Origin of the sequence: Acinetobacter sp. 'aerobic (ED)' (assembly GCF_904886855.1) — a bacterium.
Lineage (GTDB): Bacteria > Pseudomonadota > Gammaproteobacteria > Pseudomonadales > Moraxellaceae > Acinetobacter > Acinetobacter courvalinii.
Map to the genome: position 1 here is coordinate 428,965 of NZ_CAJHGI010000002.1, position 25,913 is coordinate 454,877.

Below are 25,913 nucleotides of genomic sequence, written 5' to 3' on the forward strand. Positions count from 1 at the left end.
GTATCCTATAATTTGGCTCTAATCTTGACTCATCCATATGAAATTGCTCAACAATATTCAATCCCTCCCGCCTTCCCACCTCAAAACTGGCATTGCCATTGCATTGTTGTATAACTCTCTGAGTTGAAAATACCCAATAATAGAAATAGTTTTTTGAAAATAGCGAAATAGAGTTGATTACATTTGTAATCAACTCCAAAAGTATTATTTATCTGGCAAACAAGGTTTTCATATCAATTACAAATCGATATTTCACATCACTTTTTAGCATACGCTCAAAAGCTTCATTGATATTTTGCATATCAATTATCTCAACATCAGAAACAATATTATGCTCACCACAGAAATCTAGAAGTTCCTGAGTTTCCTTGATCCCACCAATGACTGAACCTGCAATAGATTTTCTACCCAAAATCATTGGCACTGAATTAGCACTGATCTCTCCTAAATACCCCACCAATACAATTGTTCCATTTAGGGCTAAAGTAGGAATATAAGGTTTCAAGTCATGGTCATAAGGTACAGTATCAATAATTAAATCAAACTGGTTAGTTACTGATTTCATTTGTGATTCATCGGTAGATAGAACCACATGATGTGCACCTAACTGTTTTGCATCATCTTCTTTATTGGCTGAACGGGTAAATAATGTCACTTCTGCCCCCAAGGCATTGGCAAGTTTAATTGCCATGTGTCCTAAGCCCCCCAAGCCTACTATAGCCACTTTACTGCCTTTACTGACATTCCAGTGACGTAGTGGTGACCATGTAGTAACTCCAGCACAAAGTATCGGCGGTACAGCTTTGGTATCCAAGTTTTCAGGAACTTTAAGCACAAAATTTTCACTGCAAACGATTGTTTGGGAATACCCCCCATAAGTTGGTCGCTGGTCATGACGATCCACACTACCATATGTTTGAGTATTACCCTCTTCACAGTACTGTTCCAGCCCCACCTGACACGCTGGACAACTCTGGCATGAGTCCACCATGCAACCAATACCTACCAGATCATTCACCTTAAACTTGGTTACTTTAGGCCCAACTGAGCTGATACGTCCTACAATCTCATGGCCTGGTACTAAAGGATAAGTACTAAATCCCCAGTCATTTTTAGCTTGGTGTAAATCGGAATGGCAAACACCACAATATTCAATTTCAATTACCACATCATCTTCACGTGGATTTCTACGTTCAAATTTATAGGGAGCTAGAGGGCTTTGCGACGATTGTGCTGCATACCCAAGTACTTGAATAGTCATATTTTTCTCCAATATTTAATCTGTGATTATTTACCTTTTAAGTCACATTTAACGTGATTGATCTTGAAAAATGACATTGGCTTTTTTAAAGCGTTGCCCTATTTCTGGATTTACTTTCTCAGTTAATATTCTTTCTATCTGTTCTAAATGGCGAGCTGTAACACCTTGATTTCGCGCGATCCCAAGATGGGATTGAAGTTGGCTATCTACACCTTGCATTGAGATCAACATACCCAATGTGGCTATTTCACGATCTTGCCAACTCAATACATCTCTCGAAAAAATATCACCGAATAAGTGAGCTTTCAGATACTCATCAATCTCAGGCGCAAATTCAAATAAGGGGCCTTGAACAGATCGACCCACCAGTTGAGTTTGATTTTCTGTTCCTTGTACCTTTGCCTGATAATCCTGAGGCAATGCCTGACTATTTCTTCCCTCTGCATCGATAATACCTTTAGCTTTACGCTGTTCAAGTAAATGCATAAAGATAGTTAACGCATTGAGACTACGAGGAAAACCCACATAGGCATAACTTTGTACCAAGATTGCCTTAATTTGATTGATGGTTAAACCTTGTTCAAGCCCATGAACGAGAGCTTGATTCAAGTTATCCATGTCACCTGAGGCGGCAAATGCAGCAATCGGAATAATTGCCTCTTGCTGCTGAGATAAAGAATCTTCCACTTGCTGAATCTCCTTGATTTTTAAACTAGGCGATACAATTTCTGCCGCATAGCTCCTAGGTAATAAAGCTCCTACCAAAGTGATTGATAAGAATAGGCTTACAAATTTCAATGATTCGCCTCTTGGTACTGCTCATCCGAAACAGGTTCCAGCCAATCCACGTTATGGCTATTTTCATCTGTGCCAGTAAGTGCCAAATGAGTCATGGCTTTTTTGCCACTTGCACCATGCCAGTGTTTTATTCCAGGTGGACAATAAATCACGTCACCTACAGCAATTTTTTCAGCAGGTTTGCCCCATTCCTGTACGATGCCCTCACCCTCTGTTACAACCAGATATTGACCTTTTGGATGGGTATGCCAGAATGAACGGGCATTTGCATTAAAACTCACATAGGCACTGGGCGCATTAATTCCTTCTGTCACGCTGGTGAGAGGCTTAATCGCAACAGAACCGGTAAAGTTCTGATCAGAACCATTTATCACTTGTTGCTCACTGGCTTTTTTAACCTTTTGAGATTCAATACTAGACTGTTTATCCATTGCAGGTACTCCCATTGAAATCATTAAGCTGGTCACCAAAGTGAAGATTTTAATCTTCATATTTCTTTCCCAAGTTGACAGCAAGCCCTGCATTAAAAGCAGAAAATCTGGCTGAAGCGTTGTTATTTCCCAGTATAGAAATCAATCTTTGAATACGCTGTTCCATTTCTCTTGCAGATTTGCCTATTCCTCCAAATTATTGTAATTCCCTCTACAATTCCGGATTGAAATACCTAGAATAAAGAGGTAGAAATAAATAGGTAAAATCTGAATGACAAATGTATTTTCAGGCAATAATGAAGCATTGATTCAGTTAATTGATCAATACACACAGCAAAACAAGAAATTTGAAATGGGCATACCTGGGCTGACGTTGTATCGTGGAGATGCTCCTACCCAGCCGAGCAGCAATATATTGGATGCCAGTTTATGTCTAATCGCTCAGGGAAAAAAACAGGTTATTCTAAGTGAGGAAATTTACACTTATGATGCCAATCATTTTCTTTTTACCGCAATCGATTTACCTGTAATTAGCCAGATTATTGAAGCCGCAGTTGAACAACCCTATCTTGCTTTGGTACTCAGGTTAGATCCTTATGTATTGGCTCAACTCATGCTTGAAGCACATATTCCTTTCAAGCAGACAAATAACAGTAAAAAAGGAATGGCTGTCGGGCAAGTGAGCCCAGAACTTAATGATGCCTTCGTACGTTTATTAAAATTACTGGACAAGCCACAAGATATTGCGATCTTGTCTCCCCTGATTATCAAAGAAATTTTCTACCGCTTACTGATGAGTCCGCAAGGTGAAAGGCTTAAGCGAATTGCGGCAACAGGTACGACGGGGCATCGTATTGTTAAAGCGATTGAATGGCTAAAAATCAATTTTGCAAAGTCTTTTAATGTTGACGAACTCGCCAGCACTATGGGGATGAGTGCTTCAAGTTTCCATCAACACTTTCGTGACATTACCTCAATGAGCCCATTGCAATATCAGAAAAGAATCAGACTGACTGAAGCTCGGCGTTTATTGGTGACCGAAAATCGAGATATATCCTCCGTCAGCTTACAAGTCGGGTATGAAAGCCTGTCACAGTTTTCCAGAGAATATAAACGCTTTTTCGGAACATCCCCTTCAGTCGATTATAAAAAACTATAAGTTTTAAGAATCATTTTAATTGATACTACTAGGCTACTTCGGACTGCCTATTCTTAAAGCATCAATTACTAACTTCAAGGCAGGAGACTGTTGACGTCGATGCGGATAATACAAGTGGTAACCTTGAAACTCGATGCTATATGGTTCTAGTACCCTGATTAAACGACCATTTAATAGATCATCCTCAATCATATCCTCAGGAATATAAGCAACTCCTAAACCTGAACGTACCGCATCTACACTATGATAAGACTCATTAAAAATCCACTGACCACTTATTTTAATTTTGACGTCCAATCCCTCATGCTTAAACTCCCAAGCATATATTCCCCCTTGGCTGGTTAAACGAAAACCAATACATGAATGATTGTATAAATCTTGGGGGATCTGTGGCAGACCATTTTTTTCAAAATACTCAGGAGTTGCAACAACAGCCATCTTAACATCAGGGCCTATTCGAACAGCGATCATTCCCTCAGCAACACGACTGCCAAAACGGACACCTGCATCAAAGCGTTCCGCCACGATATCCACCATGCCACTATTCGCAGTCAGTTCAATATTGATATCAGTATAGAGTTGGGTCAACTGCTGTAATTTAGGCAATAAAATGAGTCGAATTGCATGACTACTGGCATTAATTCTTACAGTACCCGCAGGACTATCTCTCAGTTTGGTGAGTAATGAAAGCTCATTGTCGATATGGTCAAAACTAGAACTGATTGTCTGACGTAACCGCTCACCAGCCTCCGTTGGGGACACGCTTCGAGTGGTTCTGGTAAGTAACAGCATCCCTAAACGTTCTTCCAACCCACGAATAGTATGACTCAGAGCAGATTGTGAAACCCCTAATTTTCCTGCTGCCTTAGTAAAACTTCCTTCCCGAGTCACCATAAGAAAAGCATATAGATCGTTGTAATTTTCTCTTGTAATCACAATTGATGCCTATTTAAAAATTACTTCAAATCAGTATAGGGCCTATTCATTAATTTTGTTCATGACACTATTCATTTTTAAATCATTAATATCATCTTTTATGCTATTTCCTATATATTTCACTACGCCAAAAATCGTCCCACAATAATAACTCCCGTCTACGCAAAAGCCAAAATCAATGCTGAAACTTTTGCCAACATTGACATGAAGCTTGCATATCAAATGTACTTTATAATCCTGTATTTCATTCAACTGTAGCTTAATCACGGCTAAATTCAATGCGTACATTTCCTCGTCCAAGAAGGTCAGCTAATTTATCAGGTTGGTTCACCTTACCAATACGAGTATAGGAATAGGCAGATGGAAAGGTTTTATAAAACATAACTAGAGTGGATGAACCATAAAGCATCAGGTCACCATTATTGATAATGCCTGGACGACTTGCATCAGTTGGCAAAGTACTCGGTAATTGAGTATGTTTTTCATTGCCGTTCAACTCTTCCATATTTAAAGACAATGGCAACTGTGCAGCAAAGGCACGGGCTGTGGCATTATCTTTAAAAGTAATCCCAAAACGGTGTCCATTCACTGTCATCCACATATTCATTTGCTCGCCCTCAGTATTGGGTTGTTCTGGATTATTCGGATTTTCCGTACCGCTTGCATTATTTAGACTTTCAGTGACAATCGGTGCATTAGAGGAAGAATTCTGATCCCCACCACATGCGCTCAGCCCAAACATGGCAGTGAGTACAACCATCGCTCTAATTTGATTACTCCAGTTCATTTTTTACAGCTCCTTATTAAAATTGTTATCTGGTGGCTAAACGTGATGTCAGAATTGCCGATATAACCAGCAATACAGCACTCATGATAAAGGTCATCTGATAACCACTATGGTCAAATAAAATTCCACCTAATACCGAACCTAATGCAATGGCAAATTGAATCACGGCAACCATCAGCCCGCCTCCTGCTTCAGCATTTTCAGGCAATATACGAGCAATCCAGCTCCACCATCCCACAGGTGCCGCAGTACCCAGCAGCCCCCATAATCCCAATAGAACGGCCACAATGATTGTCCATGTACCAAACAGGATCAAAGCTAGGGCAATCACAGCCATAATGACTGGGATGAAAATCAGTGTCGGATAAAATGCAGGTTTCAATAGGAGACTGATTACACTCGTACCAATGAGCCCCATCACCCCAACGCCCAGTAAAATGAATGAAAGTGTTGAAATTTCAACCTGTGTAACAGTCTCCAGAAACGGACGAACATAGGTATAAAGTGAAAACTGCCCCATAAAGAACAGGCAAACTGCCAGCATACCTATCGTAACAACAGGGTTTCGAAACAATCCAAAGATAGATGAACCTTGCTTTGTATTTTTAGCTTCTACTCGCATAGGTGGCAGGCTTATCCACTGCCATATCAGGACAAATACAGCCACAGGCACCAAACAGATGAACGCACCACGCCAGCCTATAATTGAGCCTAAATAGCTGCCTAAAGGTGCCGCTACCACCATTGCCAAGGCATTCCCACCATTAAAAATCGCCAGTGCACGAGGTACTTGTGCTTCTGGAACCAAACGCATTGCCATTGCCGCAGACATTGACCAGAAGCCACCAATCACCACACCAATCAATGCCCGCCCTAACATATACACAGCATAGTTTTGTGCAAATGCCACGATTAAGGCAGATATAGCCATTAGGGCAGTTAGACCAAGCAACAAGATTTTTCGATTGAGATTGCCTGCGATTTTAGAAATTGAAAGACTGGTGATCACAGCAAAAGCACCAGAAATTGCAATACCCTGACCTGCCATGCCCTCAGTGATTTTCAGATCAGCAGCAATCAGGGTAAGTAAGCTCACTGGCATAAATTCGGAAGCAATTAATGCAAAAACGCATAAGCTCATTGCAAATACACCACTCCAGTAAGTTGGCTGATTTTTTAATGCAATGTTCTGGTTAGCAGTTGACATTCAACTTCTCACAGACAAGATAGATAGTTGAATAATTATAAAAATATGATTGGTTAAGAATAAGGGGACTTCATCGAATAGAGTTATGAATATATTTCATCAATGAGTTCAATTAAGATTTTTTAGATATAAAAATTTTAGAAATATTATTTGTAGTCTTAAGATTGCAAACATATCTATTTTATTTATGAATCTTTCTCATAAGTCTATGCTGTTTTTTTAGACTAATCCTCTTATGTCAAATTAGATAGACTCTAAATCTGACGGGTCTCCAGCAATCAAAGCACCTTGACGCATACCTTAGTGCTTGTGGTCTTTTTACGATTTCTAAATTACAAGTAACAGCCAATTTTTTTTCAGAAACACCAGAAGCCAAACGAAGACAAGACTGCTAATGATGTGGCAATGCAGAAAGCTCTCTTGATGTTTATGCAAAAGTCACGGGTAATCCAATCGAAAAGTAAGTTGACATCAAAATTTCTAGGAAAATCTTATGCAAACTCGACTAAAAAAAACCTTAAGTATGCTTGTACTTAGCATTGGAGCATTCAGTATGAATCAGAATACATTCGCTGCCCCCGAGTTAAAATTGACAGATAAATGGGACAAAACATTTATTCAGAGCAACAAAGTTGAACATAAAAAAGTCACTTTTAAAAACCGTTATGGCATTACTCTAGCCGCTGATTTGTATATCCCTAAAAATGCCAAAGGCAAACTTCCAGCTATCGTGGTCGGTGGCCCTTTTGGCGCTGTAAAAGAACAGTCCTCTGGACTCTATGCGCAAACAATGGCAGAACGAGGTTTTGTTACTTTAGCATTCGATCCATCATATACTGGTGAAAGTGGTGGTGAACCACGAAACGTAGCTTCACCGGACATCAATACTGAAGACTTTAGTGCTGCGGTTGACTTTATTGGTTTGCAACCCAATGTTGATCAAAATCGTATTGGAATGATTGGAATTTGTGGTTGGGGCGGTATGGCTTTAAATGCCACTGCAATTGATAAACGAGTGAAAGCGGTTGTTGCAAGCACGATGTACGATATGACACGCGTGATGTCTAAAGGGTATAACGATGGTGTTACTCCTGAACAACGTGCTAAAAATCTTGAACAACTCAGTGCTCAACGTTGGCTCGATGCAAAAAATGGTATGCCTGCCTATCAGGCATCTTATAATGTATTAAAAGGTGGCGAAGCCCAATTTCAAGTTGATTACCATGATTACTATATGACTCCGCGTGGCTATCATCCTCGTGCAGTCAATTCAGGCAATGCATGGACGGTCACTACCCCAATTTCTTTTATGAATATGCCAATTTTGACTTATATTAAAGAGATTTCACCGCGCCCTATTCTTTTCGTTCATGGTGAAAAAGCACATTCACGCTATTTTAGTGAAACAGCGTACGAAGCAGCATCTCAACCCAAAGAGCTCTATATTGTTCCGAATGCCAACCATGTTGATCTATATGACCGTATTGATTTAATCCCTTTCGATAAATTAACTGACTTCTTTACCAAAAATTTAAAGTAATCTTTATCTTAGCCAAGTTGCGTTGACTCAAATCAACTTGGCTTTTTTACTAGTAGCTCAGGTTATATTCCAACTATGATGAGAAAAAAATATAAAGTTTCCTTAATTCTGTTTGTATTTGGTGTAGCCATACTACTTACTGCCTGTGTAACTTTTAATCGCCCACAATTTGGACACTTACCCGAACAAGCACGTCTTGAACGTATCAAGCAATCTCCTCATTATGTTGATGATGAATTTGCCTATTCCGTTGCAACACCAATGCTACGTGATGGAGAAAATACTCTAAAAATCTTCTGGGATAATTTCTGGACAAAGAAACAACAGACTGCACCCACACAGGCCATACCAACTGTTAAGACCAATTTATTAGCTTTAAATCCACGACAAGATGTCGTGATCTGGCTAGGGCATTCAGCTTATTATATTCAGTTAGCTGGAAAGCGTATTCTGATTGATCCTGTACTTAGTGAACATGCGGCACCTTTTTCATTTTTAGTGAAAGCATTCAAAGGGACAACACTCTATAAAGAGGAAGATATTCCAGAGATTGACTATCTACTCATTTCCCACGATCACTATGACCATCTGGACTATGCGACTGTAACCCAACTCAGGGATAAGGTTAAAAATGTCATCGTACCGCTTGGTATTGGTTCACATTTTGAATACTGGGGTTATCCTTTATCAAAAATCCATGAAAATGACTGGTTTGATACCTTGAGAACTGATACTGGGCTAAACATTTATACTTTACCTGCTCGTCATTATTCAGGGCGTACCTTGACTCGTAATAAAACCTTATGGGCCAGCTATGCGCTAGAAACGCCGACCCACAAAATTTATTTCGGCGGTGACAGTGGCTACGGTCCACACTTTCAACAGATTGCATCCCAGTTAGGCAGTTTTGACCTTGTGATGCTGGATAGTGGGCAATATGATCCTCGTTGGCCACTCATTCACATGAACCCAGAAGAGGCCGTACAGGCAGCGGTGGATTTAAAAGCTAAAGCCATGATGCCAATGCACATTGGGCGTTTTTCTCTTTCACCACATGCTTGGGATGAACCTTTTAAACGTGCAGTTAAAGCCAGTGAGAAAGCGAAGTTGCCAATATATACACCTAAGATTGGGCAACCAATTTGGCTAGATGGCCAAAGAAATGAGTTTTCAATGTGGTGGGAGAAATAAAGAATTATTCCCAGTTTCTAGCTGAGTGTTCTATTTTTGATATATCAGCGCAAAAGAGGTGAATGTCTCGCCTAGAAATTTTAAGTCATCTCTCAATCCTGATAAGAAATAAAAACCATTACCGCACTCAATACAGTGAAAATGGTCATAATCACAATCATGGTCTGTGGTGTACCTGTTGAAAGCCAAGCGAGTAACAGCGAGGAAATAATGCCACTACCGTACTGTAATGAACCAATCAGAGCAGATGCTGAACCTGCCATTTCTGGCACTCCATCCAATGCTGCTGCGGTTGAATTAGCGGCTATCATGCCATTCATTGAAAAGAAAATAAAAACCATTGCAATGATGCTATAGATTCCACCAACATGTTCGTAAAATAAAATACATAGTGTGACTAATGCCACGGTAGCAATGGCGGTAGTGCATTTGAGTAGATGATCAAGGCTAAACCGTTTAACCAAGTTACGATTAATAAAACTGAGTCCCATTACTCCCACAATATTCAATGCAAACAGCCAACCATAATGCTGGGCATCAACGCCATAGAAAGAAATATAAACAAAGGGTGAACCCACAATAAAAGTAAAGGCAGCTACGTAAAAGAAAGTGACACATAAGGTATAACGCATAAACTGCCAATTACCCAATAACTGACGGTAATTGGCAAAGGTATTCATCACAGATGCTCTGGTTCGTTTCTCCACTGGATGTGTTTCAGGTAAAAAGAACAGTGTTAAAAACATGACTCCACCAATACTTGCCAACAACCAGAAAATGCTATGCCATGTACTGAATTGAATGATCTGCCCCCCCAAGAGTGGTCCTGCAATCGGTGCAATTGCCATAATCACCATCAATGTTGAAAGCATTTGTGCAGCTTGGGTTCGGCCATAAAGATCACGAATCATGGCACGTCCAAGCATAGGGCCAGTACATGCACCAAAAGCCTGAAACACACGCCAAAATACAATTTGCTCAATGGATTGAGACAACGCGCAACCAATTGAACCAATCACAAAAAGAATCATGCCTATAAATAAAGGAATTTTTCGTCCAATGCGATCGCTCATTGGCCCCCAGATCAACTGTGCCAATGCAAACCCAGCCAAAAATCCTGTGACTGTTAGCTCAACATTTCCATTTAACTCTTGTGCCATTTGAGGCATTGCAGGTAAATAAATATCGGTTGAGAGTGAAGTGAATGCCATTAATGCACCCAAAATCCCCATAAAAAACCAGCTTGAAGTGTTCAATGCAGTATCAGGATTTTGAGAGTGTGTGGGAGAAACAGGCATTTTAGAGACTCGATTGATCATGTTTAAAGGATAGCTTAGTTTATTGCATGGTTTTGCAAAAGTTGTTGAATAACAGGATTGTTTACCGACAAGTCTTGCAACCATTGTGCGATTTCATTTTTGGCTTGGGTGGCCCGATCACCCTCCATCACAAATAAAATTCCGTCCCGTTCAATCCCACCTCGTAGCTCAACACTTTGCATGATTTGGCATCCACGACAGTACTGGTTAAACTGGGCAAGACTTTGTCCCATGCCATAGCCTGCATTATTATTGAAAGGCACAATCATTTTACCGTTTAAATCTGCTTGATATTTGTTCAGGAAACTTTTGATTGGTGGCGGTAACTGCATATCCCATGTTGGAAAGCCAACAAAGATCACATCATATTGCCCAATATTTTCGACCTGAGTTTTGAGTGGCGGTAGATAACCATCCTGATTTTCCTGATCGACTTGCCTAACAATGGCTTGATAATTTTCAGGATAAGGTGTCTGCAACTCTAAAGCCACCAAGTCCCCACCGACTTTTTCCTGTACCATCTTGGCAAGTGCTTCGGTATTTTTAGTGCGGGACAGATACACAATCAGGGCTTTAGGATTGTCTGTATTCACGGGTGGATTTGGTGAGGGAGCCATGTTCTGCGCTGTCTGTGAATTTTCCGCACTTGGACATCCCATCAAACCAATTGCACAAATAAACAATAGAATAAAACGGATACTGATAAGCATCGCCCATCCTCCTTAATCCAGTTTATTTTTATGCAACCATTGCGAAAGTAGTTCTGCAATCTGCTGATTGTTTAAATCAGAAAACGGAAAATGGGTATTACCGTAAACCCCAATATCAGGCAAATGCACCAACTGGGCTTTTCCCCCATGCTGATTGATTTTATCCACCCATAACTGTGCCATTTTCAGGCGTACACGCCAGTTGTCCTGTCCCGCATTTTGCTGTCCTGCATAGCCATTTTTCTCAGTAGGAATATTATCGCCATAGTAGATAATGATTGGCATTTTGGTCAGCTTCTGGAAATCTGCCATTTTGACTGGGGTTGGTGACAATGTTCCTGTTGCACTTGGCATGGGTTCGGGCAGTTCATTTTCAGGAAAGACAAAACCACTACCAGGTTCATAAGCAACGATGCCTTTGACCTGATTTGATTTGATTGCCGTCCACCAGCCTGGCCCTCCACCTTGTGAATGGGTAATCAGTACCGCATCACCTGATTTTTTCAGGACTTCAACCATCGCATCACTAATCACCTGCTCATCATAGGCTCCTGTATTCGGTGTCATTTGACGGAAATACTGGTTTAAAGCAGTTGAATCTTGTGAAAACTGCACCCCTTTAAAAAAGTTGGGATACTGCCCCAAACGAAACATATTAAACCATGCCTGATCATTGGTGGTGGCGGGCACTTCTGCGGCCACAGTCGATTGTCCTGCCTGTCCCCGACGTGGTTGATCGACCACATACACAGGGAAATGCTGGCGTAGGAAAAGTGTTTGGAATCCCTCTCGACCATCAGGTGTATTTCCCCATGTTTTCGCTGACTGTCCTGCACCGTGTAAAAATACCAATGGATAAGGATGAGCATGTTCAGGAATTTGATAAAATACCGAAGCGTGATCACCATGCAGGGTTTGGCCTTGCGGTTTAAATAGTTGTTTATCATCAAACTGTCCCACACTTTGAATGACTTTACCACCAGCTGCAAAGTTGCCTTGCTGGGCAATACTTAAAGCAGTGGATTGATGCGGAGTTGTAGAACAGGCTGAAATGATCATCACAACTCCCATTGAAAGCAGGGTATTTCTAAATCTGATGTTGAGGCGTTTATTCATTGTCATTGTTCCTATTGCAACTGTTGTAAAACATCCTGTGCATTATTTGCCAGATCACGTCCAACAGCCTGCTGTAAGGTGCTGATGATTTTTTGCATCTGGGTAGTATCCACCCCCAGATTTCGGGTAATTCTTAAATGCGAACGCAGTTGGGCATTGACATCACCCATGGCAGACAATGTACTCACCACTACAATTTCACGTTCCAGAGGCGACAAGTTGTCCTGACTAAACAAATAGCCAAATAAATGGGCTTTTAAGGCGTAATCCATTGTGGGTGAGAAGTTTTCAACCAGTGGTTTTGAACTTTCCTCAATGGAGGTCTTGTTGAGATCAGCCAACTGTTCTATACCAAGTTGATAGTAATCAGTATCATGTGCTAACGTGCTTGGCAGTGCACCTTGTATATCCTTGATGCCTTGTTTCTGGCGTTCCTCAAGCAGGCTTTTAAAGGTCAATGTGCCATTTAAGGCTCGGGGAAAACCTGCATAGGCATATTGGTGGGCAAACACTTGCTTGATTTCATTTACTGTTAAACCATTTTCCAATCCCTTGGTTAAAGCAGGTTTTAGCTTTTCCAGATCACCTGTTGCAGTAAATGCAGCAATGGGGATTAAGCTTAATTGTTTGGCGCTGAGCTGTACTGTTTCAGCCTTTTCAGGTACTTTTAAAGTTTTTACTTGTGTAGGTAAATCCACTTTTTCCAGCCATGTCACGCTCTTGCCATCTGTTGCCACAGGGGTCATGGCAATATGCGACATCGCACTATGCTCACTTGCCCCGTGCCAGTGTTTGACATTCGGTGGACACCAGATGGTATCGCCCTTATGAATGGTCTGGATGGGTTTACCCCATTCCTGAGTACGCCCCTCACCCTCTGTCACAATCAGGTATTGACCATGTGGATGGGTATGCCAGTTGGTGATCGTACCTACTTCAAAATTGACAATGGCAGGTGCAACATCACCTTGCGAGGGCATCACTGGGTAACGGGCAAAGTTTGCCTTGCCAGAGAAATTACTTGTGGGTGCCTGACTAATCTCGTGCTGATTTGCTGAAGTAATCTGCTGGCCCATTTTATCCTCAGCCCAGACCATACCCGAGAGAGAACTCATCACCAATAATGCATTAACCTGATGTTTCATGTTATTTCCCATTATCCCTATTAAAAAATAAGCAATGATTCAAAAAGCCATTCAATCATTGCCCATCATCCAGATCAGCAATCTTTATTTCAGGTGCTTGCCATAAAATGCAGTCAGTTGCTCCATCGCCTGTTTGACATATTCAGGCTTCCAATAGGTTTCAATATGGGTGGCATTGGGAATTTTGAATAAGGTTTTGTCTTTTGTACCTGTAGCTTTAGCAAAGGCATCTTCGGTCATGTAAAGACTGTCTGCCTTACTGCCTGCAATCATAAGTAACGGCTGATTGATCAATTCAATTTGATCTGTTGCATCCCAACGCATCAGGTCAAGCAAGCTGCTCATGGTATATTTAAAGGTTGAATTTGGATGGGCATGAGTGCGCCAATAGTATTCATATCCCTGTCGGTACATCTCAAATGGCAATGCAGCGATTTGCTCGTCAGTCATATCTGCATCACCTGCATAAAGAACTTTGCCACCTGCAACTTCCTGTGCACGAGCATCCGTGGCTTGTTTTAAACGCTGTTGAATGGTATCCAGTTGCGAATCTGCAAAACCGTTACGACGCACTCGTCCAGAATTGAACATACTGAGCGTAGCTACCACTTTAAAACGTTTATCTGTTTCTGCCGCCGCCAATGAGTAGCCACCACCGCCACAAATGCCAAGTAAGCCTAAACGGTTATTATCTACTCCAGCATATTGAGTAATAAAGTCCGCCATGCCATGCACATCGTCAATACGGTTTGCAGGCTTATCAACACTGCGAGGTTGACCACCACTACCACCCTGATAGGCAGCATCAGCAGTAATGGTGATATATCCCTGTTCAGCCAGACGCTGAGCATATAAGCCTGCAACCTGTTCCTTGACACCGCCATTTGGATGCGCTACCACAACCGCAGGATATTTTTTACTTGGTTCATAATTGGCAGGTGTATAGACATTGGCAACAATAGCCAGTCCATTCAGTTTATAAGTCACTGGATGAATATTGACCTGACCTTTGACATTTTCAGTAAGCGCACCGCCATATACCAAGCCAAAAGAATTTTCTTTTTTGTCTGCAGCAAAACCCGCACTTGAAGTCGTAATGGCTGCCGACATTAAAACAGTTTGTAGAATTTTCATGTTCGCTCCTGAATTTTAAGTTTAGACATCCATTTTTCGACCAGCCAACCACTCAATCATGGCGGGGTCACGATGCGAGAAAAAGGAACTGGTGGCGGTATCCATTGCTGTGATTTGAGTCATGTCCTCAATCGACAGCTCAAAATCAAAAATATCAATATTTTCCTGCAAACGTTCTTGACGTACTGATTTAGCTAAGGACACAACATTGCGTTGCAGTAACCAGCGTAGTACAACCTGTCCAACGGATTTACCGTATTTCTTGCCAATCTCAATCAGTACAGGCTGGCTGAATAAATTATTTCGTCCTTCTGCAAAAGGTGCCCAAGCTTCTGGTTGAATATCGCGGGACTGCATCCACGGTACGGCATGGAGTTGCTGGTTAAATGGATTGACTTCAACCTGATTCACCGCGGGTTTGACCTGATTAAATGCCATCAGATCAGCTAAACGATCAGGATGAAAATTACTGACCCCAATAGCACGGATTTTACCTGCGGCATACAGCTCTTCCATTGCTCGCCATGCCCCATGTACATCACCAATCGGTTGGTGAATCAGATACAGGTCAAGATAATCCAGTTGTAAACGGTTTAGTGAACGCTCAAATTGAGCTTTCGCACCCTCATAACTGGCATCCTGTAACCATAATTTAGTGGTCACGAATAATTCTTCACGTGCAATCTGGCTTTGGCGAAGTGCATTACCGACCTGAGTTTCATTCTGGTAAGAGGCTGCGGTATCAATCAATCGGTAGCCTGCATCAATCGCATGTAAGACTGCCTGTTCACACTCCACAGGGTCGTTCATCTGGAAGACACCAAAACCAGCGAGGGGCATTTCAATATCATTGTTTAATCGAAGTGTTTTCATTGCTATCTCTCACCACGTACATGCAGAACATCGGTTAAAAAATAACTATACCTCGACAATTAACGATGTATTAGTTAGGCAATTTCGATTACATTTATATTGATTTTTGATTAATTACATCCGATTAACAAAATAATCGTATTTTGAGGTAAATGATGTCTGAGAATTTAGATGACTTAAAAACGTTTATCGTAGTCGCCCAAACTGGCAGTTTTACCAAGGCCGCGGGACAGTTGGGAGTTTCACAATCAGCCCTGAGTTATACCCTCAAAATGCTGGAACAACGTCTTGGAGTTAAATTACTCAATCGAACGACTCGAAGTGTTTCTACCACTCAAGAGGGAGAACAGCTTCTGAATGATATTGCCCCACTCATTACGGGTATTGAACAAAAACTCTATAACCTCAACGAATTTAGAGATTCACCTCGTGGGCGATTAAGAATTAATGGAACTGAAATCAGCCTTAACTTTTTATTATGGGATAAGTTATCCAAATTTTCTCATGATCATCCCAATATTCAGCTTGAATTGACTATGGATTATGCCTTTGCAGATATTGTTAAAGATCGCTATGACATTGGTATTCGATTAGGGGAAAATGTCCATAAAGACATGATTTCGGTTAAGATCAGTGATGAACTAGAAATGATGACTGTCGCCTCACCTCATTATTTAGAGATTTATGGGACACCACAAACTCCTGATGACTTACATCAGCATCGATGTATTGGACTTCGCTTACCTAGCCATGAACGCATTCAATCATGGGAGTTTAAAAACTCAAAACTGAATCCAGAAGTTCAAACTATATCTCCGGAATGTTCCATGGTCGTCAGCCATGCGAGATTACAACTAAAGGCAGGACTAGATGGACTTGGAGTTGTATGGCTACCTAAAATGATGGTTGAAACAGAAATACAAAAAGGAAATTTTGTCAGGATACTAGAGAACTGGGACATAAGTTATTCAGGCTACTATATGTATTATCCAAGCCGTCGTGAATCTTCGCCCTTGTTTCGACTATTAGTTGATGCCTTACGCTTATCTAGCGACTAGACTTCACCAAAAAAGGATACTCTTCACCTCCTTGTAATCAATTCAGAGCTTGAACTGATGACTGTCAACATGGGTAATATTTTGGTGTAGATGGCGTCAGTTGAAATAGATTAATAACGTTTTGTTTTATTTATATTTTATTTTTATATAGCTCAAGTTTACCCAATCTTGACCCATTACCCTTTTGTACTTTTTAGATGGTTTAAAATTTTTGATCGATAACATTTAAGAGAGAAAAGGAACCTCGTATGCCTTTGTCTAGAGAATCAAGTGCTTTGCTTAAGTCAATTCAAGAGTATTCTCAAGCACAAGATTTCATCATCTCTGCTCCACGAAATGGTGAGATGTTTTCTGATATGTTATTAACTACAATATTCAAACATATGCATAAGTAGAAGCTTAATGAAAAAGGCTTAGGCTATTTTGACCCTAAACAAAACCGTGTCATTACGGCGCATGGCTTTCGATCTACTTTCCGTGACTAGTCTGCTGATAAGACAGATTATCCTAGAGAAGTTTGTGAGCATGTTCTTGTCCACAAACTCAGAGATGAAGTAAAAGCCTCATACCTACGTGGAGCTTATCTTAAAATAATGTAGAGGTTTAATAGCTGATTGGGCTCAGTATTTCCATCATTAATAATTGCTTATATTACTGAATAGAAAATTATAAATGGTATGAGCAAAAATAAGTTATGATGATATTAGCTCAAAATCTTTTAGGGTGTTTAAATCACTTATTTCAAAGCAGCTATAGTGATTATTACGAATAATTGAGCGCCACTTATTACCTAGCGAGTAAAAAACCATAACTGTATTAGTTATGGTTTTTTTAATTATCCAAAATTCAATATAGAGTTAATCAATTTTTATAAAATAAACATTTTCATCAACTTGGATTGGTTGTTCTGAAAAAGGAACAATGACAATACAGTTTGCAACCAGAAAAGGTTCTATTTGATAAGCATGCTGCTTTTCAACTATCTCTAAGTCATATTGACCATCATCATGAAGTTGATATTTGCCCCATACTAGTCTCTTTTGAACAGGATCTGTTTCAATTATTTGTTTAGTGCGACCTTTTATAAATATTTTGTTGAGAAAATCTGGATCATATTTATTTAGAATATACTTCACCATGAAATGCATAAGTAAGGCAATGTCTTGCATATCACCAGGTAGATTAATGATCGTCGTTTTATCTTCTGTGATAACGGTCTTAGAGCCTCTAGAATTACCTTGATCATCAATGAACGGTACGATTTCACGTAGTTCAGGCGTTCTAGGCATACTTCTAATAATACCCATTTCAGCAGCAGGGATAGAGCGTGTTTGGAAATTTGAGGGCATACTGCCAGGATCAAAAGTCGTAAGTCTACCGATTGAAAATACTGAACCACCAATATTCTTGTGAGAACAAATAATCATTACATCAAAATTTGGAATATGTTCTTCAAAAAAACGATTATAACTTTCCCAATCTGTTGTTAATGTCTCATCTAAAGTTGGGTCTTTCTCTTTCTTACGGCTATTGTATGCTGAATCATAACGTTGTGGCTTAAGTCGCTTTATCTCAACGTTATCGTAACCCCACGTTTTCAATACGTCTTTAACGTACAAGCTTTCTTCACAAAATGAATGCTCCTCATCAAAGGAATGCATACTCACAACCATAATTTGTGGATTTTTATAAATTGTGATTTCTTTAATTCCAGCGCGTCTGAGTGCAATCAATTTTTCTGGTGTAATTTTTTCATTTTTAGCTAAGATTAGATCACCTTGTTGAATTACGCTGCCTTGCTGGATAACGCCTTGCATTGTAGATACAGGTGCTATAATTTTTTTATTATCATAATCAGAAATATCTAGACGCTTATCTTCTTCTGCAATAACAGCATCAACAGATTCAGGTAATTTTGTATATTGTGGAATTCTGAGTAGATTTTTTCCACTCAAATCCAGCTTATATGGGTTCACTGAACGATAAAGTTGCGATCCCCAGCAGTACAGGTTATCGATTAATATTGGTCGCTGTTTACTTGCAGCTTGAGTTGATTCTGAATTAATAGTCCAACCGGTGTAAGCAGATATGTTATGAACTGGATAGTCTTGTAAAGCATGAATATCAGTTGCATTTACTTGATTAAGTGCCATTTCTAAGTTTACAGTATCCTTTAGTTCCCCCAGAGGAAGCTGCATAAAAAGGCGATAATAAATCGTGGTCAGATCATATGGAAGATCTTCAGGTACGGGAAGTTTACGCATAAGTATAAATCCAAGAGGTAGCTCTGATTTGAGCTACCTCTTTAAATGAGTCATTAATCAACTTTTAAAAAGAATTCATCTTCATCTAGCACTCTTTCCGCACTAAAAAAAGCACCTAAACGAGCACCTGCTCTCCGATTATCAGAGGCATCAATCTTTTTCACGGAAGCATCTGCTCCACCTTCTTTTGTCGCAGCAAAAGGAAATTCATCACAATCGCAATCCGTTGCAACTTCATCAGAATCACCTGTAAAGAAGCATTTCGAACCCACAGTTGGACCATATTTTGCCTTACAATTTTTGACGGAAATGGCTCGATGTTCTTTGCGTGTTCCAGCATCTCTAAGACGATGTAAAGGTGTCGAATTTGACGTTCTAAATAGTGAGTTTGGTGCACTAGCAATAAACTCCCCCGGTTTCCCTGCTAAAAAAGCTTCTTTAATATGCTTTGCAGATTCATCTACATCAGGATCAGTAAGTTTAATTGTGGTCATAATCGCTGGTGCATTGGGATAGACACAGCCCTGTGTGTTTAATTTGGCCTTCCCAATATCACATCTTACACTAGGATTATAAAGGCCTGGGTCCAAATAACCTGCATTATCAAAAGATTCTTTTACTTTTGCAACCTGAAAACTAACACTGGGAGATAAAAATAAAGGATTTGATGTTGCAAGAGATGCTTTTGAGGGTGTAAATGTGGTAGTTGACTCTGCAGATAAACCATTAACTAAATTAATAGGATTACCATATACAGTTTTTACAGTACATTCATAACAATATAATTCCGGACGTACTTTTACAGATTCACCAGGCTTTCCAATAATTTGAGTACGTAATTTATATTTATAAGTCCAGGTTAACGCATTTTTTGGATTATCAGAATAAACATATGCAGTAACTTTTGCCGTACCAACATTCAGCCCTTGTGCATCAGTTAAAGCTATTTCTCGCTGTTCTGACATTAGACAATGTGACCCTCTACTTATAAAACTATCAAGATCTTTACCGACTGTTTTACAAATTGGTGATACATCTAAAGCACTCGCTGCGTAACTACTAGATGCTATAAAAAAAGCACTTATGGCCATTATATATTTAGTTATATTTAACATAAATTTTCCAATATTTTAGTAAAAAAATTCCAAATAATTTCCTTTAAATTATTTGGAATTAGAACAAATAATAAATAAAAAAATTATAAAGTAAATTTATTTGTTAAAAATTATTAGTTTAAATTTACCAACTGATCCTTTATTGCACAACAAAACAATTGAAATAATAAAAAATACTTTATATTTCACACAATTATAATGATTTACCACCGAAATTATTTTATTAATTTAATTTAAACAATAATATCTATCTATTTTATGAATCTTAACAACCACCTTTAAATACAAGTATACTTACAAGTTATGACTAAAAAAATTTTTAGATTAGATCTATTGGAACAGCACAATGATATTTTTTATTTGCAATTCACTCTTAACAAAAATACTGCTCAATACTAAAAAAGAATAGGATATTTAATTAAGCAACAAGCACCTATAATTTATAAAAAATATTTTAAATTTTTAGTATTATCAGTTCTTTATTCATCTTTAGTTAATTAAAACAGGAATTAAGATTTAAACAATTAATCAATTAAATTAAGAAAAGCTTAAGTTATTTGAGGATATTGTCTCAGATGTTTCACTGATAATCTTACTAATGAGATAGAATCTTGTTCAAATCAGTTATTCTGTTTTTTATTGATTTATAACGTATATATTAAAAACCTCATGTTTTTTCATGTTCTTTAAGAAACTTTTGACAAGCAAAAGCATCGGCCATAGGTAAAGGCGCCAATATAGAAGCAGTGTTGTAATTAATAAAAGTATGATGATAATTGAAATGAATTCTTGGCAAATGCTTTTCGTAAACTTGGTGGTAAGCTTGCTCACACCATTCGACTGCAATGTCTACATCACTTTTAGCCTGTTTCGCTAAAAAAATTGAAGAATTCACATAGCCTGTAATCAAACTTTCAAATAAGAAATGTCTGATCTTTATTTGCTGTTCAAATCCCTTATCTCTTTTGGTATTGCAGCCTTGAATCTGAATTTTAGATTTTTCCGTATTCACTTTGAAATCAATTCGACAACTTTTTAAATGTAAATTGAAGAATTGAACAGCCAATTCAATCGCCTGTTTTAGGTTTGTGCTACTCGAAATTGCAAAACCTAATGGTCCAATAGCAGTCAATCGAAATCGAAGTCCAAACTCATATCCCAACCCAACGTCACCAGCTAATCTTAAGCATTCCTCCACAAGACAATACCATTGTTTAAATGAAATATATGACCCCGTATCGTTCAGATTTTCTTGATTCAGCCTACATTGATGAATTAAATCAATCCTTGAATATCCCCTTTCATTCATTATATCTAATAATAAAAGGGCATAGTAAATAGGTAACTTTTTACCATTCGATAGAGAAGAATTTTTCATTTCAAAGTAAAACTCAATCGAGTAAACACACCAAACCCATAGATTTTTTTGAGGAATGGTGTGTTCAAAAGATTATAAGGAAAATCTACATTGACCAAGAAAATACATTGGATGATTAAGCCGATGCTGACTGTACAGGTTTAAGATCTTTACGCAAAATCTTGCCTGCAGGCGATTTAGGAATCGCATCAATAAAATCAACCATGCGAATTTTTTTATGAGGAGCTATACGCTCTCCAACCCATTTAATAATTTCATCGCTTGTTGCATTTATCCCTTTTTGCAATACGATGAATGCATGAGGTATCTCTCCTGCTTCTTCATTTGGATGTCCTACGACTGCCGCATCAGCAATGGCTGGATGTCTGAGTAAAAGTGCCTCTAATTCTGCTGGCGCTACTTGATACCCTTTATACTTAATTAACTCTTTAAGTCGATCAACAATATAAACTTCCTGATATGACCCTACTTCTACAATATCCCCTGTTCGTAACCATCCATCAGCCGTAATCGTTGCGGCTGTTGCCTTTTCATTGCCCAAATATCCTAGCATCACATTTGGACCGCGGATTAGCATTTCACCTGAAAGAGTACGGCCTCCAGGAACTTCTGGTACATCTTCACCGGTTTCGACATCAACAACTTTAAACTCAATATTAGGCAGGACGATACCAACAGAACCTATTGAAATTCTGTCATCGCCAGGTGGTGCAATATGTGAAATAGGACTGAGCTCCGTCATTCCAAAACCCTGAACAATAGGTACTGACAGACGTTTCAACAGTGTTTTACCTAAAGCCTCATCCATAGGCGCAGCCGCTGTAAGAATCAAACGAACAGAGGATAAATCATACTCATCTATCATTGGGTGCTTAGCCAGAGCAACAGCAATAGGTGGTGCAATATATAGATACGTGATCTTCTGACTTTGGATCAATTCAAGAAATGCAGGAAGATCCATTTTCGATAAAGTAACTAAAGTCCCTCTTCGATATAAAGTCAGATTCATAATCATATTCATACCGTATATATGATAAAACGGTAATACAGCCATAACTTTATCATTCTGGTTGACATTGATTCCTACAGCACCCTGTACAATATTTGCTACTAGGTTACGGTGAGACAACATCACGCCTTTTGCTAAACCCGTGGTACCAGATGAATAAGGTAAAACAGCTAAAGAATGGGTTGGTTCTAAATTAATTATAGGCGCAGGCAATCCCTGTGCAAGTAATTCTTTCATTGATGAATGGCCTTCAGCACCATCAAGAACGATTATCTTATCTTTCGCGATACCTGCTTCAGCACTCGATAATAAAGCACAAGATAAAGTCATTGCATTAGTGACATAGGCCTTTGCATTTGAGTCTTTGAGTTGTCTGGCCACTTCTTGTGGTGAGTACATTAAATTTACTGTTGTGACAGTTGCCCCTGCTCGTAGAATACCAAAAAAAGCAATGACAAATGCAGGGCTGTTAGGCACCTGCATAGCAATAACATCACCCTGTTTAATACCACGTGCAGCAAGCGCACCGGCGAATGCATCCGCACTTAATTTCAGATCGCCATATGTCAGTTCTGTAATGCCGTCAGTCACGGCTACTCGATCAAAATCCTGAGGAGTTAATGTTCCAAGAATCTCAGTGTAGATGTCACCTTCTGGAATATTGACCGATGGATACTTACTAGAATAAATCATGTCTTATACTCAATTATATGGGGATAGAAATCAGGCGCGAAAAGCCTGACTAAAAATTCCTGGAAGCTTGCCCAAACTTGGATCAGCTGCAAAACGGGTGAGATGCTGTGCCACACTCTTAGCAGTCTTCGCCGTAACAAACCAAGCAGGTTTAGGCGATAGAGCTATTTCCCCTTTGGCTACAGACCTAGGAAAAGGCCTAAATGGTCCAGTTATCACGCTTCGTTCAATATTTTTTAAAAGATGTGAATTATGAACAAACCCTATTCCTGAGCCGACATTATCGAGTGTATTTCCAGGATAAGCCCCCCATGAAAGTGCTGGTATAAGGAAACCAATCGCACTCCAAACATTTATCCCAATAGTTCCATAACGTAGGTCTGCTATTGCAAGCTCAAATGCTGACCCCATTATTTTGCGATCTTCAGGAGCAACAATGATGCTGGCACCTAAAGTACCGTCCAACTCATTATTAGAAAACTCAACTGCTGTTTGTAGAAATTCTATTCCTTCACCAGTAAGTTCGATATGAGCTAAAACTGGCCCGAAATACTCAGTTGTTAATGCTTCCTGCGAGGTTGAACTATCGACTTTCAACAAGATACGTCCGTTGATATGCTCGGCATTTGGATAGGCATTTTCAGCAGCTTGAATTTTACGTTCAGTGCCAGGATACCAAGAAGCTTTGGAGGGCAATTCATTAATGACACGACGGATTTCAGTGAGGAAAGCCTCTTTATGTTTCCAGTCAGCTGAAATAATGAGTGCTTGCCCACCAATACAGTTATGACCACAGTTATGAAATCTCTGTGTCGCCACATGTTCAGCCTGATATCGCAAGTCATCCTCATCCCAATCTCCTGGGACAACGATAATTGGTGAAACACCACCAAGCTCACTTGTAATCGATTTATTCTGCTTTGGCCCGCCAGATTTATCTGTCACAGATCCCCAAACGATCATATCGTGAGTGATGCTACTGCCAGTAATATGTATATGGTTAATACCTGAGTGGCCAGTAAGATACTGTCCAACATCGGTCCCACCATTTACGATACGCAGAAAACCAGCCTTGATTAGGGGGGCAAATGCAGACTCATAAGCTGCAGTTAGTCCAGCGAATGTTGGATTCAACTTAAGTACACTAACTCGGTTATAGGCGATCAACTCATAAAGGACATCTAAAGGACCTATTGAAGATACATTACCAGCACCTAGTACTAAACCAACTCCTCCATTTTCTCCTAGACGCTTAGCTCCCAAACCTGCAAGCTTCCTTGCCTCTTCTGCACTTATTCCAGGCTTAAGCCAAATTTCACCTTTGAATCCATGAAAGAGATTGGCTTCATACAAGTTTTCCGGAAGCATTGTAAATGCTGTCCTATTACCACAAACCTGACGAGTTTTTAGCCCAAGTGCTGGCGACATGCCATTAGCAATTTTCGTTAGACTTTCATTAACTGCAGCCAATCCATTGAGAGTTGCATAAGGGCCAGCCATCCATTCCTCACCCTCCATTTGTTCGTCGATAATGTCCTTTGCTTCAATTGCTGCCGTTGCCCACTCTTCTGCCGCTTCTGCAACAGAACGATGCGTCCTTTGGAGCAAAGTGATACGTTCCTTTATCCCCATCGCTGCCCACTTTGATGCGCCAAGAGTAAGATCTGCAATTGCTGAGTCCAACTCTTGCTCTGTGTTAAACATGGATTTCAATATATTGTTCATACATAAATGTCCCTTTATGAATCTATGATGCCGAGGAACTTAATTATTCATCGGTTGCTTTATTCGCAACTGGTGTACCTCTATATTCGGCTTTAACACCTGCCAGACCTTTTTCTATTGCAGAATCCAATATCTTTTGACCATTCTTATCAAAATAATTTCGTACCACCTTTAAGCGGGTAATCTGATTAGGTATCTTCAATAAAAATGACATTCCTTTAACAAATGCATCAGCAACGGGTACAGGTGCAACACCCAGACACTCGCGCAAGTCTTTATCAGGTAACGTTTTAGTCATTTCAGGAGAAAGAAGTAAACGGGCAACAGCTTGGTTAATAATTTTTGAACCGCCAAATTGTCCCATAGCCGCAGAACCTGAAATTACGGCATCTGTAAGCTCTGCACTTAATTCTGTCGATTCATATAAAAAAGAAATTTTTCTTAAACCGTTAAAGCCATTTCAACAAAGTTAAGGTGATCTACTCCCCAAATCATCTCATTATCGATAATCCATGTAGGTGCGCCAAATATCCCTTTTTGAATTGCGCTCTCAGTAACCATTTTAAGCTGGGCCTTAACATCTTCATCACCTAACCAACCCTCTACGACTGAAAGTTCTAGATCTAGACTTTTAGCCACTTGGATCAAAACGTTTATATCATTTAAATTTTGAGGTTCACGGAACATCGCATTGAAAATTCCCTTTACTACACTAAGGAATCTTTCTGGCTGAAACATCTGAACAGCGGTAATAAGCCGCATCATTTGTAATGTATTAATCGGTAGAAAAGGATTTATAGTTACTGGTATATCCCAGATTTTTGCCCATCGCTGTATATCCATCATTGAATATTTAGCCTTCGCAGGAATTTCCAAAGGGCTGCTATTGCCATGAGCTTTTAGAACACCGCCCAATAACATCGGTTTCCAAATAATTTCTACCGGATGTTTTTGAGCAATCTGTAACATGCGATACATTCCCAAATAACTATAAGGACTGCCCACATCAAAATAAAACTCAAGTTCTTTCATTGCTATTTTTCCGTATTTAACCAAAATTTAAA

23 protein-coding genes and 1 pseudogene are annotated in these 25,913 nt (G+C 39.5%); 5 read left to right on the forward strand and 19 right to left on the reverse strand.

All coding sequences use genetic code 11. The annotated features are described in order from the left end of the window. Window positions 1-208 precede the first annotated feature (208 nt). The 3 genes from JO943_RS05525 to JO943_RS05535 form a co-directional block, all read right to left on the reverse strand. Window positions 209-1,261, reverse strand: a complete 1,053-nt coding sequence (locus JO943_RS05525) for an NAD(P)-dependent alcohol dehydrogenase (RefSeq protein ID WP_202740192.1) — start codon at window positions 1,259-1,261, stop codon at window positions 209-211. 48 nt (window positions 1,262-1,309) lie between these two features. After that, the gene (locus JO943_RS05530) at window positions 1,310-1,948 is read right to left on the reverse strand and encodes a carboxymuconolactone decarboxylase family protein (RefSeq protein ID WP_202740282.1); all 639 of its coding nucleotides are present in this window, start codon (window positions 1,946-1,948) and stop codon (window positions 1,310-1,312) included. Window positions 1,949-2,055: 107 nt separating this feature from the next. Continuing rightward, on the reverse strand, window positions 2,056-2,550 hold the full coding sequence (locus JO943_RS05535; protein ID WP_202740193.1) for a cupin domain-containing protein: 495 nt from the start codon (window positions 2,548-2,550) through the stop codon (window positions 2,056-2,058). Window positions 2,551-2,761: 211 nt separating this feature from the next. Between JO943_RS05535 and JO943_RS05540 the strand changes: the two genes are divergently transcribed. Next, on the forward strand, window positions 2,762-3,649 hold the full coding sequence (locus JO943_RS05540; RefSeq protein WP_202740194.1) for an AraC family transcriptional regulator: 888 nt from the start codon (window positions 2,762-2,764) through the stop codon (window positions 3,647-3,649). 33 nt (window positions 3,650-3,682) lie between these two features. Here JO943_RS05540 and JO943_RS05545 read toward each other — a convergent pair whose 3' ends face one another. From JO943_RS05545 to JO943_RS05555, 3 genes are all read right to left on the reverse strand, one after another. Next, window positions 3,683-4,585, reverse strand: coding sequence for a LysR family transcriptional regulator (locus JO943_RS05545; protein ID WP_202740195.1), 903 nt, complete (start codon window positions 4,583-4,585; stop codon window positions 3,683-3,685). A gap of 259 nt (window positions 4,586-4,844) precedes the next feature. Next, window positions 4,845-5,372, reverse strand: a complete 528-nt coding sequence (locus JO943_RS05550) for a cyclophilin-like fold protein (protein ID WP_202740196.1) — start codon at window positions 5,370-5,372, stop codon at window positions 4,845-4,847. Between the two features lie 25 nt (window positions 5,373-5,397). Then, window positions 5,398-6,579 (reverse strand): MFS transporter, encoded by a 1,182-nt coding sequence (locus JO943_RS05555; RefSeq protein WP_202740197.1) that lies wholly within the window; start codon window positions 6,577-6,579, stop codon window positions 5,398-5,400. Between the two features lie 553 nt (window positions 6,580-7,132). Here JO943_RS05555 and JO943_RS05560 point away from each other — a divergent pair. Together JO943_RS05560 and JO943_RS05565 are read left to right on the forward strand one after the other, a co-directional pair. Continuing rightward, window positions 7,133-8,119 (forward strand): alpha/beta hydrolase, encoded by a 987-nt coding sequence (locus tag JO943_RS05560; protein ID WP_265102655.1) that lies wholly within the window; start codon window positions 7,133-7,135, stop codon window positions 8,117-8,119. A gap of 75 nt (window positions 8,120-8,194) precedes the next feature. Then, window positions 8,195-9,310, forward strand: coding sequence for an MBL fold metallo-hydrolase (locus JO943_RS05565; RefSeq protein ID WP_202740198.1), 1,116 nt, complete (start codon window positions 8,195-8,197; stop codon window positions 9,308-9,310). 92 nt (window positions 9,311-9,402) lie between these two features. On the opposite strand, the gene JO943_RS05570 is transcribed toward JO943_RS05565, so the two are convergent. The 6 genes from JO943_RS05570 to JO943_RS05595 all read right to left on the reverse strand — a co-directional run bounded on the left by JO943_RS05570 (window position 9,403) and on the right by JO943_RS05595 (window position 15,607). Beyond that, a complete protein-coding gene (locus JO943_RS05570) occupies window positions 9,403-10,608 on the reverse strand; it encodes a multidrug effflux MFS transporter (protein ID WP_202740199.1) in 1,206 nt (401 codons plus the stop codon). A gap of 35 nt (window positions 10,609-10,643) precedes the next feature. Continuing rightward, window positions 10,644-11,339 (reverse strand): flavodoxin family protein, encoded by a 696-nt coding sequence (locus tag JO943_RS05575; RefSeq protein ID WP_202740200.1) that lies wholly within the window; start codon window positions 11,337-11,339, stop codon window positions 10,644-10,646. A 12-nt stretch (window positions 11,340-11,351) separates the two neighbouring features. Further along, the gene (locus JO943_RS05580) at window positions 11,352-12,455 is read right to left on the reverse strand and encodes an alpha/beta hydrolase (RefSeq protein ID WP_202740201.1); all 1,104 of its coding nucleotides are present in this window, start codon (window positions 12,453-12,455) and stop codon (window positions 11,352-11,354) included. An 11-nt stretch (window positions 12,456-12,466) separates the two neighbouring features. Continuing rightward, complete coding sequence (locus JO943_RS05585) at window positions 12,467-13,600, reverse strand: cupin domain-containing carboxymuconolactone decarboxylase family protein (protein ID WP_202740202.1); 1,134 nt, start codon at window positions 13,598-13,600, stop codon at window positions 12,467-12,469. Between the two features lie 84 nt (window positions 13,601-13,684). Then, a complete protein-coding gene (locus JO943_RS05590; protein WP_202740203.1) occupies window positions 13,685-14,734 on the reverse strand; it encodes an alpha/beta hydrolase in 1,050 nt (349 codons plus the stop codon). Window positions 14,735-14,755: 21 nt separating this feature from the next. Continuing rightward, the gene (locus JO943_RS05595; protein ID WP_202740204.1) at window positions 14,756-15,607 is read right to left on the reverse strand and encodes an aldo/keto reductase; all 852 of its coding nucleotides are present in this window, start codon (window positions 15,605-15,607) and stop codon (window positions 14,756-14,758) included. Between the two features lie 152 nt (window positions 15,608-15,759). Between JO943_RS05595 and JO943_RS05600 the strand changes: the two genes are divergently transcribed. Continuing rightward, window positions 15,760-16,665, forward strand: a complete 906-nt coding sequence (locus tag JO943_RS05600; protein WP_265102656.1) for a LysR family transcriptional regulator — start codon at window positions 15,760-15,762, stop codon at window positions 16,663-16,665. Between the two features lie 227 nt (window positions 16,666-16,892). After that, window positions 16,893-17,304 (forward strand): annotated as a pseudogene (locus tag JO943_RS18500) (integrase); the annotation flags it as partial. Between the two features lie 218 nt (window positions 17,305-17,522). Here JO943_RS18500 and JO943_RS05605 read toward each other — a convergent pair. The 7 genes from JO943_RS05605 to JO943_RS05635 form a co-directional block, all read right to left on the reverse strand. Next, window positions 17,523-18,929: a molybdenum cofactor biosysnthesis protein MoeA gene (locus JO943_RS05605; RefSeq protein ID WP_202740205.1), complete on the reverse strand. Its 1,407-nt coding sequence runs from the start codon at window positions 18,927-18,929 to the stop codon at window positions 17,523-17,525. Between the two features lie 53 nt (window positions 18,930-18,982). Continuing rightward, window positions 18,983-20,044: a NucA/NucB deoxyribonuclease domain-containing protein gene (locus JO943_RS05610; protein ID WP_032867783.1), complete on the reverse strand. Its 1,062-nt coding sequence runs from the start codon at window positions 20,042-20,044 to the stop codon at window positions 18,983-18,985. Window positions 20,045-20,711: 667 nt separating this feature from the next. Next, window positions 20,712-21,422 (reverse strand): AraC family transcriptional regulator ligand-binding domain-containing protein, encoded by a 711-nt coding sequence (locus JO943_RS05615; protein ID WP_202740206.1) that lies wholly within the window; start codon window positions 21,420-21,422, stop codon window positions 20,712-20,714. 115 nt (window positions 21,423-21,537) lie between these two features. Beyond that, the gene (locus JO943_RS05620; RefSeq protein WP_202740207.1) at window positions 21,538-23,124 is read right to left on the reverse strand and encodes an AMP-binding protein; all 1,587 of its coding nucleotides are present in this window, start codon (window positions 23,122-23,124) and stop codon (window positions 21,538-21,540) included. Between the two features lie 30 nt (window positions 23,125-23,154). Further along, window positions 23,155-24,849: an aldehyde dehydrogenase family protein gene (locus tag JO943_RS05625; RefSeq protein WP_202740208.1), complete on the reverse strand. Its 1,695-nt coding sequence runs from the start codon at window positions 24,847-24,849 to the stop codon at window positions 23,155-23,157. A 43-nt stretch (window positions 24,850-24,892) separates the two neighbouring features. After that, complete coding sequence (locus JO943_RS05630) at window positions 24,893-25,213, reverse strand: hypothetical protein (protein ID WP_202740209.1); 321 nt, start codon at window positions 25,211-25,213, stop codon at window positions 24,893-24,895. A gap of 77 nt (window positions 25,214-25,290) precedes the next feature. Continuing rightward, on the reverse strand, window positions 25,291-25,881 hold the full coding sequence (locus JO943_RS05635) for a 2-hydroxychromene-2-carboxylate isomerase (protein WP_202740210.1): 591 nt from the start codon (window positions 25,879-25,881) through the stop codon (window positions 25,291-25,293). Window positions 25,882-25,913 lie beyond the last annotated feature (32 nt).